The 14,419-nt window shown below is 71.3% G+C and carries 13 protein-coding genes; 4 read left to right on the top strand and 9 right to left on the bottom strand.

Annotated elements, in window-relative coordinates; translation table 11 throughout:
- The first annotated feature begins 65 nt into the window (after positions 1-65).
- Entirely contained in the window at positions 66-1,397 is a 1,332-nt protein-coding gene (locus ACIGJO_RS02360; RefSeq protein WP_399950814.1) for a multidrug effflux MFS transporter, read from the top strand.
- A 147-nt stretch (positions 1,398-1,544) separates the two neighbouring features.
- Here ACIGJO_RS02360 and ACIGJO_RS02355 read toward each other — a convergent pair whose 3' ends face one another.
- On the bottom strand, positions 1,545-2,864 hold the full coding sequence (locus ACIGJO_RS02355) for a hypothetical protein (protein WP_399950811.1): 1,320 nt from the start codon (positions 2,862-2,864) through the stop codon (positions 1,545-1,547).
- A 152-nt stretch (positions 2,865-3,016) separates the two neighbouring features.
- On the opposite strand from ACIGJO_RS02355, the gene ACIGJO_RS02350 reads away from it, so the two are divergent.
- A complete protein-coding gene (locus ACIGJO_RS02350; RefSeq protein WP_399950808.1) occupies positions 3,017-4,006 on the top strand; it encodes a small ribosomal subunit Rsm22 family protein in 990 nt (329 codons plus the stop codon).
- A gap of 157 nt (positions 4,007-4,163) precedes the next feature.
- Here ACIGJO_RS02350 and ddaH read toward each other — a convergent pair whose 3' ends face one another.
- A complete protein-coding gene (ddaH, locus tag ACIGJO_RS02345; protein ID WP_399951701.1) occupies positions 4,164-5,024 on the bottom strand; it encodes a dimethylargininase in 861 nt (286 codons plus the stop codon).
- Positions 5,025-5,184: 160 nt separating this feature from the next.
- On the opposite strand from ddaH, the gene ACIGJO_RS02340 reads away from it, so the two are divergent.
- Positions 5,185-5,817, top strand: a complete 633-nt coding sequence (locus ACIGJO_RS02340; RefSeq protein ID WP_399950805.1) for a TetR/AcrR family transcriptional regulator — start codon at positions 5,185-5,187, stop codon at positions 5,815-5,817.
- A 139-nt stretch (positions 5,818-5,956) separates the two neighbouring features.
- Positions 5,957-6,703 (top strand): bifunctional DNA primase/polymerase, encoded by a 747-nt coding sequence (locus ACIGJO_RS02335; protein ID WP_399950802.1) that lies wholly within the window; start codon positions 5,957-5,959, stop codon positions 6,701-6,703.
- A gap of 135 nt (positions 6,704-6,838) precedes the next feature.
- Here the strand turns inward: ACIGJO_RS02335 and ACIGJO_RS02330 are convergent, their stop codons facing one another.
- The 7 genes from ACIGJO_RS02330 to ACIGJO_RS02300 form a co-directional block, all read right to left on the bottom strand.
- A complete protein-coding gene (locus ACIGJO_RS02330; RefSeq protein WP_399951698.1) occupies positions 6,839-7,822 on the bottom strand; it encodes a hypothetical protein in 984 nt (327 codons plus the stop codon).
- Positions 7,710-8,678 (bottom strand): iron uptake transporter permease EfeU, encoded by a 969-nt coding sequence (efeU, locus tag ACIGJO_RS02325; protein ID WP_399950799.1) that lies wholly within the window; start codon positions 8,676-8,678, stop codon positions 7,710-7,712. Before efeU ends, ACIGJO_RS02330 begins: the two co-directional genes overlap by 113 nt.
- A gap of 33 nt (positions 8,679-8,711) precedes the next feature.
- Complete coding sequence (gene efeB / locus ACIGJO_RS02320) at positions 8,712-9,977, bottom strand: iron uptake transporter deferrochelatase/peroxidase subunit (RefSeq protein WP_399950796.1); 1,266 nt, start codon at positions 9,975-9,977, stop codon at positions 8,712-8,714.
- 25 nt (positions 9,978-10,002) lie between these two features.
- Positions 10,003-11,139, bottom strand: coding sequence for an iron uptake system protein EfeO (gene efeO / locus ACIGJO_RS02315; protein WP_399950793.1), 1,137 nt, complete (start codon positions 11,137-11,139; stop codon positions 10,003-10,005).
- Positions 11,140-11,329: 190 nt separating this feature from the next.
- Entirely contained in the window at positions 11,330-12,169 is an 840-nt protein-coding gene (locus tag ACIGJO_RS02310) for a heme ABC transporter ATP-binding protein (protein WP_399950790.1), read from the bottom strand.
- A complete protein-coding gene (locus tag ACIGJO_RS02305) occupies positions 12,166-13,314 on the bottom strand; it encodes a FecCD family ABC transporter permease (RefSeq protein ID WP_399950787.1) in 1,149 nt (382 codons plus the stop codon). Before ACIGJO_RS02305 ends, ACIGJO_RS02310 begins: the two co-directional genes overlap by 4 nt.
- Entirely contained in the window at positions 13,311-14,402 is a 1,092-nt protein-coding gene (locus tag ACIGJO_RS02300) for a hemin ABC transporter substrate-binding protein (protein WP_399950784.1), read from the bottom strand. Before ACIGJO_RS02300 ends, ACIGJO_RS02305 begins: the two co-directional genes overlap by 4 nt.
- Positions 14,403-14,419: the final 17 nt, after the last annotated feature.

Below are 14,419 nucleotides of genomic sequence, written 5' to 3'. Positions count from 1 at the left end.
AAAGGTATCGACCACTCCGGCTGAGCTGAGAGCATAGATGCGGATTCAACGATGCGGAGAAGAGAATGCCGGACAGCGGCGGAAGCCGGGCCCAGCAAGAGCACATACCCACGACCGGAACGGGAACCGCGAGCGGCGGCGCACCCCTTCCCCACCCACCGGCCCCAGGGACCGCGGCAGCCCGGCGCACCGGGCTGCTGGTCACCATGGTCCTCGGCGGGCTCACCGCGCTGCCGCCCCTGTCCATGGACATGTACCTCCCGGCCCTGCCCGAGGTCACCGACTCCCTGCACGCCCCCGCCGCGACCGTCCAGCTCACGCTGACCGCGTGTCTGGCCGGCATGGCGCTCGGCCAGCTCGTCGTCGGACCGATGAGCGACCGCTGGGGGCGCCGCAGGCCGCTGCTCCTCGGCATGGCCGTCTACGTGCTCGCCACCGCGATCTGCGCCCTGGCCCCCACCGCGGAGCTCCTCATCGGCTTCCGTCTCCTCCAGGGCCTGGCGGGCGCGGCCGGCATCGTGATCGCCAGGGCCGTGGTGCGTGATCTCTACGACGGTGTGGAGATGGCCCGGTTCTTCTCCACCCTGATGCTGATCTCCGGAGTCGCCCCGATCATCGCCCCGCTGATCGGCGGGCAGGTCCTGCGGATCACCGACTGGCGCGGCATCTTCGTCGTCCTCACCGCCGTCGGCATCCTGCTCACCCTCGTCGTCTGGAAGTGGCTGCACGAGACGCTGCCGCCCGCGCAGCGCCACACCGGCGGGGTCAAGGACGCCCTGCGCACCATGCGGGGGCTGCTCGCCGACCGGGTCTTCACGGGCTACATGGTCGCGGGCGGTCTCGCCTTCGCGGTTCTGTTCGCCTACATCTCGGCGTCCCCCTTCGTCGTGCAGGAGATCTACGGGGCCTCCCCGCAGACGTTCAGCCTGCTCTTCGGGCTCAACTCGATCGGTCTGATCGCCGTCGGCCAGATCAACGGCAAGGTGCTGGTCGGCCGGATCAGCCTGGACAAGGTCCTCGGCTTCGGTCTCTCCGTCATCGTGCTGTCCGCCGTCGCGCTGCTCCTCATGACGACCGGGGTCTTCGGCGAGGTGGGCCTCGTGCCGATCGCGGCCGGGCTCTTCGTGCTGATGTCCGCGATGGGTCTCGCCATGCCCAACACCAACGCCCAGGCCCTGATGCGCACCAAGCACGCGGCGGGTTCCGCCTCCGCGCTGCTGGGCACGTCCTCGTTCCTGATCGGCGCCATCGCCTCGCCGCTGGTCGGCATCGCGGGGGAGAAGACGGCCGTGCCGATGGCGGTCGTCCAGGTGGTGTGTGCCCTGGCGGCCGTGGCCTGCTTCCTCGGCCTGTGCAGGCCGTGGCAGCGGCAGGGACGCGAGGCGGGCGGCCTCTGAGGGACGCGGGAAGCCCGAAAGGCCGGAACCCGGCCGGGGAACGCGTCCCCGGCCGGGTTCCGGCCTTTCCCGCTGCTTCGGGCCTCTCCACGGCGGCCGCCCGGGTGCCTGTCCGCGCCGGCGTCCCGCGCCGGCCGGCCTCCCGCGTCAGTCGCCGCGCGGGTAGCCGATCAGATGGATGCGCTCCTGCCGGTCGGTCCAGCGGAACACCCCGACCCCGGTCGTCTCGGCCACCGGCAGCCGCGCGTTGCGCGACAGCTGGTCGGTCGTCCAGCTCGCGAAGTCCATGGAGACCGGAAGACCGCCCCCGGCCAGCGCGTCGGACGCGTCGCGTGCGTTGGCCGCCCCGTAGGCGATGCCGTCGTCCGTCACCGTGGCGAGGGTCAGGTGGCTCGAACCGTCCTCGTCCTCGAAGCAGAACCCCTTCTTCGCCTCCAGGTCGAACGCGAGGTTCCCGGCGATCAGATAGCTGCCGGAGGGGGACAGGACCGCCTGCGGATAACGTCCGGGCTTTATGGCGGGCTTGTGGCACTCCACCGAGACCAGCGGCTTCCCGGTCAGCGAGTCGTGCACCGTCCACAGCTCGTGCGTGGCCGCCTGCTTCGCCTTCTTGTCGAGCGTCCACTTCGCCAGCACCTGCCCCGGCGTCACGGACGTCGGGACCCCGCTGAGCTTGTCGACGCCCTTGGGCGCGACGTTCCTGCTGAACCAGCCGCCGCGTACCCAGAACTCCCGTACGCCGCTGACCAGCAGCCCCTGCGCGGTCTGGCCCCGCACCTCCGTGAGCTGCTTGCAGGTCTTGCAGCCCTTGGGATACTGCAGCTCGTCGGCCTTGACCTTCGTCACCGTGGCGGTGATCGGGTCGACCACCGCGCTGTTGGCCTTGCCGTCGCTGATCACGATGTCCGGGCCGGTGGCGGTCACGTCCGGGGCGCCGGACCACGGCACCTCGATACGCTGCCGCCTGCCGTCCGTCACGTCGTAGACATCGAGCGAGACGAAGGTCTCGGAGGGCGAGAGCCCGTCGCCCACCTTCCCGTAGGACCACGTGACGAAGAACTGGCGGTCGTTCTTGGTGACGGTCAGCAGATTCGGGTAGTGCAGGGGGTCCGGCGGCCGCCAGGCCTGGCCGCTCCACCCCAGCTCACCGGTGGCCGTGTCGACGGTGCGCAACCGGTAGCGGTTCTCGGCGGACTTCTCCAGGTAGGCGAGCCGTCCTGTCGCGTAGGAGACCGTGACATCGGGCGAGGAACCGATGATCTCCCAGCCGCGGGCGGTCGTGTAGTCGGGCGGAGCGGTGAGCCGGGTCACGGGCCCCGCGCTCGGCAGGACCGATCTCTTGGGCTTGGCACCGTCCTTGTCCGTGTCCTGGTCGCTCTTGCCGCCGCCGCAGGTCGCCAGCAGGAGCAGCAGGGCGAAAAAGAACACCCCACCGACCAGGGCCAGCCGCACAATCCGTTGTCTCATGGCTCTCCCGATGGACAATCCTGATCTCGCGCGGGTCAGCGTAGCAACAGGCTCAGGAGGATGAGGAGTTCGGCCGGGTCGCTGTTGTGTACCGGTTACGTGCAGGCGAAGCGGAATACGGCCGGGCCGCCACAACCGCCTACAATTCGGCGGTGAACGTCACCCTTCCCACCGCGGAATCCCTGCGCGCGGCCCTGGCCGGCCTGCTCGACGGACTGCCCCCCAAGCAGGCCGCGCTGGCCGTCGACCGGCTGATCGCCAGCTACCGCGGCACCACGCCCACAGACGCCCCGGTCCTGCGCGACCGTTCGGACGTCGCCGCGTACGCCGCGTACCGGATGCCCGCCACGTACGAAGCGGTACGTTCCGCCCTCGCCGCCCTCCGTGCCGCGGCGCCGCAGTGGTCGCCCGCCACCCACACCGACGTCGGCGGCGGCACGGGCGCGGCGAGCTGGGCGGTCGCCGGGGCCTGGGAGGGGCCCCGGACCACCGTCCTGGACTGGGCCGAGCCCGCCCTGGCGCTCGGCCGCGAACTCGCCGAGGCCTCGGGCATCCCGGCGCTGCGCGACGCCCGCTGGGAGAAGGCCAGGATCGGCGCGGCGCCGGAGCTGGCCCCCACGGACCTGGTGACCGTCTCCTATGTACTCAAGGAGCTCACCGAGCGGGCCAGGACCGGGCTCGTCGACGCGGCGGCCGCCGCCGCGCAGGCCGTGGTGATCGTGGAACCCGGCACACCCGACGGCTACGCCCGGATCATCGAGGCGCGTGACCGGCTGACCGCCGCCGGGCTGACCGTCGCGGCACCCTGCCCGCACAGCGCCGCCTGCCCCATCGAACCGGGCACGGACTGGTGCCACTTCTCGGCCCGGGTCAGCCGGTCCTCGCTGCACCGGCAGGTGAAGGGCGGCTCGCTGAGCCACGAGGACGAGAAGTTCAGCTACGTCGTCGCCACCCGCTTCCCCGTAGGGCCGGTCGGCGCACGGGTCACCCGCAGGCCGCAGATCCGCAAGGGGCAGGTGCTGCTGGAGCTGTGCACCCGTGACGAGGGGCTGACCCGCTCCACGGTCACCAAGCGGCACGGCGAGCTGTACCGGGCGGCCAGGGACATCGCCTGGGGCGACGCCTGGCCGCCGGCTCCCTGAGCGGCAGCCCGCCCGAAGGGACGCAGGGCGGGTATCGGACGTCCCGCCCGGATCGCGGCGCTCCCCGGGCGGACGACGCCACTGCCGGGACACCCTTGAGGGGGTGGCCCGCAATCCCTGGCGGGGCGCGCGACGGCCACGGACTACGGGCCACGCCTCAGTGCCGCAGCTCCTGTGTGCAGCACTTCACGCTGCCGCCGCCCTTGAGCAGCTCGCCCAGGTCCATCGGGACCGGTTCGAAGCCCCGGTCCCGCAGCGGGTCGAACAGCCCCGTGGCGGCCTGCGGCAGCAGTACATGGCGTCCGTCGCTGACCGCGTTCAGCCCGAGCGCCGCCGCGTCCGCCTCGCGGGCGATCAGGGCGTCGGGGAAGAGCCGGGCCAGCACGGACCGGCTGCCGGGGGAGAAGGCGTCCGGGTAGTACATGATCTCGTCGCCCGCCTCGTCCAGCACGCACAGGGCTGTGTCCAGGTGGTAGTAGCGCGGGTCCACCAGATCGAGGCCGATGACGGGCCGCCCGAAGAACTCCTGGGCCTCGTCGTGCGAGAGCGGGCTGGACCGGAAGCCGCGGCCGGCCAGGAGGTAGGAGCCGGTGACCGCGAAGTCCCCCTCGCCCTCGTTGACGTGGTCCGGTTCATGGATCTCGGTGAAGCCGTGGTCCCGGAACCAGTCGCGGTGGGCCTCGGCCTCCGCGAACCGCTCCCGGTAGGCGAAGAGGGCGCCGAGCACCCGCCCGTCGATCACGGTGGCACCGTTGGCGGCGAAGACCATGTCGGGCAGGTCGGGGCGCGGGGTGAGCAGCTCGACGGTGTGGCCGAGGGCGCGGTAGCGGTCGCGCAGGTCCTCCCACTGGGTCTGTGCCAGCGGCAGGTCGACCGGTTTCGAGGGGTCCATCCACGGGTTGATGGAGTAGGTGACCCTGAAGTGGGAAGGCGCGCACATCAGGTAGCGACGAGGGGTGGCGTCACGGTTCAACTGGGGCTCCTCACGAACGGCGGCCGGGCCGCGGAACGGTGGGATACGCACGGTCTGCGCGTGAGCCCATGGTGCGCCGTGAACCGCCTGATCCGCAGTGAACCGATCGGGTGGTTCACGCGGGGTGCGCGAACTGATCGACGCGTGGTGTTTCCGTGACCGACAAGACGAAACGTATCGACTCGGTGGGCGCTAGATTGGAGGGATGTCACCCAACAGGACTCCCGACTCCAGCCGCCGCAGCGACCGCTCCCGCCGGGCCATCTACGACGCCGCTCTCGCGCTCGTCGGGGAGGCCGGCTACGCGAGGACGACCATCGAGGGTATCGCCGCCCGTGCCGGAGTGGGCAAGCAGACCATCTACCGATGGTGGCCCTCGAAGGCGGCCGTCCTCCTGGAGGCCTTCCTCGACCTCCAGGAGCGGGCCTCGGAGCAGGCGGCCGGACAGTCGGGGGGCGCGGCGGAGTACGGGATTCCGGACACCGGTGACCTGGCCGCCGACCTCAAGGCCGTCCTGCGGGCCACCGTCGACGAGCTGAACGACCCGGCGACCGGGGCGCCCACCCGGGCGCTCGCCGCCGAGAGCATCGTCGACCCGGTGCTGGGCGCCGCATTCGTCGAGAAGCTGCTCGAACCGCAGCTCGGGTTGTATGTCACACGGCTGCGGGCCGCGCAGGAAGCGGGCCGGGTGCGCGCGGACATCGATCCCCGGGTCGCTCTGGAGCTCCTGATCGCCCCGCTGACCCACCGCTGGCTGCTCAGGACGCTTCCGCTCACCCATGCCTACGCCGACGCGATCGTCGACCACGCGCTGCGGGGCCTGTCCACCGACGCATGATCCATATCCGGTATGTAGTGACATCGGGCGTGATGGTGCTCACTCGGTGCAGTGGTCCCGGCCCCCGCTGGCGAACTCTGGCCACCTGAGGCGCAGGATGGTGGGAGCATGGAGGAGCAACGCTGAGGTGAGGGGATAGATGGGCGCCGATTCCGGCCGCTATCGCGGCACAGAGAGCAGGATCTCCCAGTGGCTGCGACGACGACCCAAACCGCAGCAGGCCGAGGACGACGAAGCGGCCCGGCTGGCACTGCTCCTCGCCGTCGCCGAGGCGGGCATGCCGATCTCGCCCGCCGCCCATCCGGCCGGATACCGATGTTCGTGCGATCGCATCGGCTGTCCCACCCCCGCCCGGCACCCCATCTCCTTCGCCTGGCAGACGCAGTCGACCACCGACCGCGCGCAGATCGAGCGCTGGGCCCGCAGTCAGCCGCTGGCCAACTTCATCACCGCGACCGGCATGATCCACGACGTCCTGGACGTCCCGCTGACCGCCGGCCGGCAAGCTCTGGAGCGTCTCCTCGCCGCGGGCATCGACGTCGGCCCCGTCGCCCAGTCCGGTGCGGACCGGATGCTCTTCTTCACCGCCACCCGCGGTACGCCGGAGGACGAGGACGAGTGGTGGCCCTGCGAGCTGGACTGCCACCCCGAGACGATGGACGAGCACCCCGGACTGCGCTGGCACTGCCGGGGCAGCTACGTACTCCTGCCGCCCGCCCGGCTCCCCGGTGAGCTGGACGTGCACTGGGTACGGGGCCCGGAGAACGAGCTGCCCGATCCGCTGACCCTGCTGGAGACGCTGACCGACGCCTGCGCGAGCTACGCCGACAGCGCCGAGCAGAGCGACCTCGATCACGATGCGGTGGCCTGGCCGTTGAGCCGTTGAGCCGTTGAGCCGTTGAGCCGTTGAGTCCGTGAGCGGCTGAGCCGTGGCAGGGCTGCCCGATCGTCGGGCGGCCCGCCGGGCCGGCGATCGGGACCGGTGCTCCTGACCGGCCACGAGCCCGGTGCTCCTGACCGGCTACGAGCCCTGTGCCGACGTCAGCCCCGGCAGCCTGTTCAGCACCCGCACCTTGCCGCCGGACTCACCGCCGCCGCGCTTGGGGATGTACACCAGCTGGCTGGAGACCCGCTCCTTGGTGAGGCTGCTCCTGACCTCACCGGTCAGCAGCGCCTCCACGTCCGAGTTGACCTCCGGCCGCAGCCCCTTCGCCGCGGTCTGCCGCTCGAAGTGCTTGCTGCTGAAGAAGACCAGCGCCCCGCCGTCCTTCGTCGACAGGCCGAGCGGTGCGAACGTTCCGCTGTCCAGGGCCCGGTCGACGTACTGGTACGAGAAGCCCGCCCGCCGGGTGGTCCTGCGCGACTCCCGCCAGCCCGAGGTGGTCGGCCCGGGGGCGAAGGCATCCGGCTTCCCGTCCTGCAGATAGCCGGTGTACGTCGTGCTCAAGTCCTTCGGGGCGACGGCCAGTTCGCTGCCCCCGGAGTCGGCCGGCAGTGCCAGGCCGTCCGCGTCCAGCCGGAACTCCGGGACCTGGGAGGGGGCGACGACCGCCAGATAGGACGCCTTCCACAGCGCGTCGGGGGCCGTCTTCACGAACACCACCAGCCAGCGGGTGTCCAGCTTCCCGCCGTCCCGGTCACGGTTGGAGTCGGTGTCCGCGAGGAACCAGCGCGGCCAGCCGGCCTTCTTCGGGATCGTGTACGCGGCATCCGTCAGCTCCAGCGGCGAGTGCTCCGCGTTGCCGTCCGGGTTGTTCTTCTGCCGCGCCTTCAGACCCGCCTGATTGATCGCGCCGAGCGAACCGGTCACCCGGTCCGCGTCCAGCGCCGGATCGTACGCCTTGTCCGCCTTGTTGTAGGCGTCCGTGAAGTCCTTGAGCGCCTGCGCGGCCTCAGACTTCGTCGCCCCCGGCAGCACTTCCAGCTCGCCGTGCACCGTCACGCAGCCGCTCGCGCCCACGCTCAGCACCGTCGCTGTCGCGAGCCCCGTCGCCAGTCGACCCAGCCTTCTCATCCGTTGCCTTCTGCGCCTTCTGATCCGTCGCCCGCACTGACCGTCCGAACCCTACCGGGGCGAGGAACAGCGCGAGGGTGGGGACCAGATACAGCGCCCACACCGTGACCTGAAGCACGGTCGGATCGGGCTGGAAGTTGAACACGCCCTTCAGCAGCGTTCCGTACCAGCTGTCCGGCGGGATCGTGGCGCTGATGTCGAACGCCTTGTTCTGCAGCCCGCCCAGGAACTCGGCCTCCTGGAGGTCGTGCACCCCGTACGCGAGCACGCCCGCCGCCACCACGACCAGCATGCCGCCGGTCCAGGTGAAGAACTTCGACAGGTTGATCCTCAGCGCCCCGCGGTAGAAGAGCCAGCCCAGCACGACGGCCGTGGCGATCCCCAGCAGAACCCCGATCAGCGGCTCGGAGGACCCCTCGCCGCTGGCCCGCACCGACGCCCACACGAACAGGGCGGTCTCCAGGCCCTCGCGGCCCACCGCGAGGAACGCGGTGGCGACCAGGGCGCCGGTGCCCATGGCGAGAGCGGCGTCCAGCTTGCCGTGCAGCTCCTTCTTCAGATGCCGCGCGGTGCGCCGCATCCAGAACACCATCCAGGTCACCAGACCCACGGCGATGATCGACAGGGAACCGCCGAGCAGTTCCTGCGCCTCGAACGTCATCTCCTGGGAGCCGAACTCCAGCGCGGCACCGAAGGCCAGCGAGATCGCCACGGCGATCGCGATGCCTCCCCACACCGGACGCAGGGCGTCCCTGCGCTCCGTCTTCACCAGATAGGCGACGAGGATGCACACGACGAGGCTGGCTTCGAGACCCTCGCGCAGGCCGATCAGATAGTTGCCGAACATGCCGGTCCTTCCACTGTGTCAGTCACGTGCCGGTCAGGCGAAGAGCGCCCGGCCCCACCAGTCGTCCTTGTCACGGACACCCGGCGGGACGGCGAAGACCGCCGAACCCACGTGCTGGATGTACTCGTTGAGCGCGTCGTGCGCCGCGAGGCTGCGCTGCACCGGTACGAAGCCCGTGCGGACATCGCGCTGGTAGGCGAGGAAGAACAGCCCCGCGTCCAGCCGGCCCAGACCGTCCGTACCGTCGGTGAAGGAGTAGCCGCGGCGCAGGATCGTCGCCCCGTCGTTCGTGTCCGGGTGGGCCAGGCGCACATGCGCGGTCGGCAGCATCGCCTTCAGGAACGGCTCGTCACGCTCGCTCGACCTGCCGACCGGGGCGCCCTCGCCCTTGTCCCGGCCGAAGATGTCCTCCTGCTCCTGGAGCGGAGCCCGGTCCCAGGTCTCGATGTGCATCCGGATGCGCCGGGCGACGAGATACGAACCGCCCGTCATCCACCCGGCGTTGTCCTTCCCGCCGACCCAGACGTGCCGGTCCAGCGCGGCGGAGTCGGTGCCCGAGATGTTCCGGGTGCCGTCCTTGAACCCCATCATGTTGCGCGGGGTCTGCGCGTCCGGCGTCGTCGAGGACGTCTTGCCGAAGCCCAGCTGGGACCAGCGGATCGCGGTACGGCCCATGCCGATCCTGGCCAGGTTGCGGATGGCGTGCACCGCGACCTGCGGGTCGTCCGCGCACGCCTGGACGCACAGGTCGCCGCCGCTGCGGGCGGCGTCCAGGTTGTCGCCCGGGAACTTCGGCAGATCGACGAGCGCCTCGGGCCGTCTGTCCTCCAGGCCGAACCGGTCCCTGGCGAACAGCGAGGGCCCGAAGCCGATGGTCAGCGTCAGCCGGGACGGCTTGAGACCCAGTGCCTCGCCCGTGTCGTCGGGCGGGGCCTCGGCGAGCCCGCCGTACGCCCCGTCGCCGACCGGCCGACCGGCCGTCATCCGCTCCGCGGCCCGGGTCCACTCCTTGAGCAGCGCGGCCAGTTCGGCAGGGTCCTTCGTCGTCACGTCGAACGCGGCGAAGTGCAGCCTGTCCTGGACGGCGGTGGCGATACCGGCCTGGTGCGCCCCGTGGAACGGCACCGCCGCACCGCTCTCCGCGGCGGGCTCGCTGCTCCCGTCGGAGCGCACCGCGGCGACCGCGCCGCCCGCCGCGACGGCGCCTACCGCCAGCCCCGCCCCGCCCCAGCCCAGCAGGGCCCGACGGGACGGACCCGCGCTCTGTGTCTCGGGAATGTCCCGGATGTCCTCGGCCATGACTGAAGCCTCCTCGGGCCCTCGGTTACTTCGTCACCGCGGCGGCCAGCCGGGACAGCGGCTCGGCGAGCGCGTTGACCGCGTCCGAGAGCTCCTTGCGGTCCGCCTTGCCGACCTTGTCGTACGAGGTGAACTCGTAGGACGCCTTGTCCTCGCGGTACTGGTCCAGCAGCGTGTTCAGCGCCGCGAACTGCTTGTCCAGGGAGGCGGTCAGCGCCGCGTCGTTCTTGACGGCGATCGGCTTCAGCAGCTCGTACGACTTCTGCGCGCCCTCGACGTTCGCCTTGAAGTCGACGAGGTCGGTGTGGCTGTAGCGCTCCTCCTCACCGGTGACCTTGCCGGTCGCGACCTCGTCGAGGAGCTCCTTGGCACCGTTGGCCATCGAAGTCGGAGTGATCTCGGCCTTGCCGACGCGGTTCTGCCAGTCGACCAGGTCCTTGTGGAGGACGGGGGCCAGCGCCTTCTCCTCGGCGCCCAGCTTCTTGTCCTGCCACAGTGCCTTCTCCAGGCGGTGCCAGCCGGTCCACTTCTGGCCGTCCTCCAGGCCGTCCTCGCGCACATCGACCTTGGGGTCGATGTCGCCGAACGACTCGGCGACCGGCTCGGTGCGCTCCCAGCCGATGCGGGAGTCGGCGTACGCCTTCTTCGCGGCCTCGATGTCACCCGCGGCCACCGCGTCCGTGAAGACCTTGACCTTGGGCAGCGTCTCGTCGGCCTGCGCCTGTACATAGGTGCGGTAACCGGCGACGGCCTTGTCCATCTCCGGGCTGCGCTTGGCCACCGTGCCGCCGGTGACCTCGATCTTCTGCCGGATGCCGTCGCCCTTCATACCGGGCTTGCAGGCGATCTCGTACGAACCGGCCTTCACCTCGGCGGTGATCTTCGCCTTGGTGCCGGGGCCGATGTTCTCCCGCTCGGTCACGATGCGGTCGTCCGGGAACAGTACGTAGACCTCGGTGACCTTGGACCCCTTGTTCTCCACGGCCAGTTCGACATGGCCGGCGGGGAGTTCCTTCTTCGAGACCTCGCAGGAGTCGTCCTTGGCGATGACCGCGACCGCGCCGTCCGCCTTGCCGTCGCTCTTGTCGGCGCAGCCCGTGACGGCGGTCAGTGCTGCCACCGTGGCGGCAGCGGTGACGACGGAGAAACGAACGGCTCGCATGCGGGCTCCACAGAGGATGGAAGGAAGGAGGGAATGGGTCGGACAAAGGCGGGTGAGGCGGACCTAACTTAACCGACCCTTACCGGGTCGATGCACCCCCGTGCAGTGATTCAGCTCTCACCCCTCCTCGGGGGAGAACGGGCTGGTCACGGCTGACCCATGAACGACCCACCCGGGAGTCAAGCGGAGGTCAAGAAGCCCGTTCCGGTACGACAAGAGGCGCCCCGGTCCGCGGGTGCGGGAACACCTCCACCGGCTGCCGGTAGACCTCGCCGAGCAGTTCGCCCGTGAAGACGGCGGCCGGTGGGCCCTCCACCGCGATCCGCCCCCCGTGCAGCACCGCGGCCCGGTCGGCGTACGCCGCGGCGAGCCCCAGGTCGTGCAGCACCACCACGACGGCGTCCCCGGCGGCGGCCCGCTCGCGGCAGATCCGCAGCACCAGTTCCTGATGGCGCAGATCGAGCGCGGCGGTCGGCTCGTCGAGCAGCAGCAGCGGGGCGCGCTGGGCCAGCACCCGGGCGAGCGCGACCCGGGCGCGCTCACCGCCGGACAGCGCGGAGAACGGGCGGGCGGCGAACTCCGTGACCTCGGTGGCCGCCATCGCCGCGGCCACGGCGGGATCGTCCTCGTCCTCCCGGCCGGTGCCCGCCCAGGGCGCCCGCCCCATCCGTACGACGTCCTCGACCGGGAACGGGAAGGACAGCGCGGCGGACTGCGGCAGCACCGAGCGGCGCAGGGCCAGTTCGGGCGCCGACCACTCGGTGGCCGGGCGGCCGTCGATACGGACCTCACCGCTCCCGGCGGGCAGATCGGCGGCCAGGGCCGCCAGCAGGGTCGACTTGCCCGCGCCGTTCGGCCCGACGAGAGCCACCACCTCGCCCGCGCGGGCGGTCAGATCGATGGAGTCGAGCACCTGCCGCTGCCCCAGCCGGACGGACAGCCCGACCACCTCGGCGACGGCCGCACCGGCGGGGAGGGGGGCGGGCAGCCGGCGGCCGCGCACCGTGAACGGATTCCTCGGCATCCTCATGCCCAACCACCTTGCTTACGACGGGTCCTGCGCAGCAGCCAGAAGAAGAACGGGCTGCCGAAGAGCGCGGTCAGCACACCGAGCGGCAGCTCGGCGGGGGCGGCCACGGTCCGGGCCGCGAGATCGCCCGCCACCAGCACCAGCGCACCGCCCAGCGCGCTGCCGGGAACGAGGAAGCGGTGCCCGGGGCCGTTCGCCATCCGCAGCAGATGCGGGACGAGCAGGCCGACGAAGGAGATGATCCCCGCGACGGCGACCGCGGCGGCGGTCAGCAGCGCCACCACGAGGACCAGGACGATCCGCAGCCGCTCCACATCGACGCCCAGGTGCCTGGCGGGGCGCTCGCCGAGCGCGAGCAGATCCAGCTTGCGGGCGTAGAACGGCGCGACGGCCAGGCCGATCACCGCACACGGCAGCACCGCGAGCACCTTGGGCCAGGTGGCCTGGGCCAGTGAACCGAGCTGCCAGAAGGTGATCTGACTGATCTGCGCGTTGTCCGCGAAGAAGATGAACAGTCCGATCAGCGCGCCCGCGAAGGCGTTCACCGCGATCCCGGTGAGGATCAGCGTCACGACCTCGGTCCGGCCGCCGGAGCGCGACAGCGCGTACACCAGCAGGACCGTTGCGAGTCCGGCGACGAACGCGCAGACGGTGATGGTCCAGTTGCCGAAGAAGCTGAGGCCCAGCGCGATCGAGGCGACCGCGCCGACCGCCGCGCCCGCGGAGATCCCGATGACCCCGGGCTCGGCGAGCGGGTTGCCGAACACGCCCTGCATCAGCGCGCCCGCGCAGCCGAGGGACGCGCCGACGAGCAGGGCGAGGACGACCCGGGGCAGCCGCACGTTCCACAGGACGCTCTCGCCGACCCGGTCCAGCGCGTGGCCGCCCAGTCCCAGCCGGTGCTGGACGGAGGCGAGGACGTCGTCGAGCGGGATGCTGTAGGCGCCGAGTCCGGCGGAGAGCAGACAGCCGGCGAGCAGGGCGAGCGAAAGGACAAGGGTGAGGGTGACCGCGTTGCCGCGCCCGGTCCTGGAGTTGCCCTTCGCCGGAGCCGGAGCCGGAGCCGGAGCCGGAGCCGGAGCCGGAGCCGGAGCGGTCGCGGGCTTCGGCGCTGCTCCGGCCCGTTCCTCGTACGAGGTGGTCACTTGCCCGTCCCGCCCTTCGGGTAGAGCTGCTCGACGAGATCGGCGAGCACCTGGTTGGTGCGGGGCCCGTAGTTCAGCAGGACGCCGTCGTCGATCGACACGACCCGGCGGTCCATCCCGGCAGGGGTCTCCGCGATGCCCGGGATCTTCACCAGGCCGTCGATGCCGTCGACCGACTCCAGCCCCTTGCTCATCACCAGAATCGCGTCGGGCGCGGCCTTGGCCAGTGCCTCGCTGGTGATGGCCGTGAAGTCCTTCTTCAGTCCGGAGGCCTTCCCGGCATCGACGGCGCCCGCCGCCTCCAGCAGCGAACTCGCCCCCGACCCACTGCCTCCGAGCAGATAGACGGAGGCCGATCCGCGCAGATAGAGGAAGGCGACCCGGGGCTTCCTGCCGTCCTCGTGGGCCGGTACGGACTTCCGCGCGGCGTCGATACGGGACTGGGTGCGCTCCTTCAGCTCGCTGCCGGAGTCCGGCACGCCGAGGGCGGCGGCCACCGTGTCGATGCGGCGGCCGACATCGGCGAGTTCCTTGGCCGGTTCGACGACCAGCAGTGGGATACCGGCGTCACGGATCTGCTCGATCGCCTCGCCGGGTCCCGTCGTGGTGTCCGCGAGGACGACGGTGGGTTTCAGCGAGAGCACGCTCTCCGCCGAGACGTCATGGGCGCGGGTCACCACGGGCAGCTTCTCGGCCTGTTCGAAGGTCGCGGTGATGTCGCGTGCCACCACCTGCTCGCCCAGCCCGAGCGTGAAGACGATCTCGCTCAGGGAACCGGTGAGCGGAACGATCCGGTCGGTGGAGCCGATGGTGACCCGGGCGCCGTCCGCCGAGCGCACCGTCACCGGCAGCCGGGGCTCGGGGGTGGTGGCCAGCGGCTCGACCCGGTCGGCGGTGGCGGCCGGGGCGCCCGTCGTGCCGGACCCGGCGGCGGGCTCCGCCGTACCGCCGCAGCCGGTCAGGACCAGGGCGAGGGCCACGGCGGCGGCCAGGGCGGCGCCCGTCCTGCCGGGGGCGGCCCGGCGCACGGGACCAGGTCCGCCGGGGCCCTGCCGGCCCGTGGGGGCGTAGTCCTGCGAGAAGCGCACTGGGCACCGTCCTGTCG

This window comes from Streptomyces sp. NPDC079020, from assembly GCF_044542225.1.
GTDB lineage: Bacteria > Actinomycetota > Actinomycetes > Streptomycetales > Streptomycetaceae > Streptomyces.
This window is presented reverse-complemented; position numbering and strand designations above follow the sequence as displayed.

Bases quoted from the DNA above. Each gene is read 5' to 3' on its own strand.
- ACIGJO_RS02360 (WP_399950814.1), top strand. From the start codon at position 66: ATGCCGGACAGCGGCGGAAGCCGGGCCCAGCAAGAGCACATACCCACG.
- ACIGJO_RS02355 (WP_399950811.1), bottom strand. From the start codon at position 2,864: ATGAGACAACGGATTGTGCGGCTGGCCCTGGTCGGTGGGGTGTTCTTT.
- ACIGJO_RS02340 (WP_399950805.1), top strand. From the start codon at position 5,185: ATGTCACCCAACAGGACTCCCGACTCCAGCCGCCGCAGCGACCGCTCC.
- ACIGJO_RS02335 (WP_399950802.1), top strand. From the start codon at position 5,957: ATGGGCGCCGATTCCGGCCGCTATCGCGGCACAGAGAGCAGGATCTCC.
- efeU (WP_399950799.1), bottom strand. From the start codon at position 8,678: ATGTTCGGCAACTATCTGATCGGCCTGCGCGAGGGTCTCGAAGCCAGC.
- efeB (WP_399950796.1), bottom strand. From the start codon at position 9,977: ATGGCCGAGGACATCCGGGACATTCCCGAGACACAGAGCGCGGGTCCG.
- efeO (WP_399950793.1), bottom strand. From the start codon at position 11,139: ATGCGAGCCGTTCGTTTCTCCGTCGTCACCGCTGCCGCCACGGTGGCA.
- ACIGJO_RS02310 (WP_399950790.1), bottom strand. From the start codon at position 12,169: ATGAGGATGCCGAGGAATCCGTTCACGGTGCGCGGCCGCCGGCTGCCC.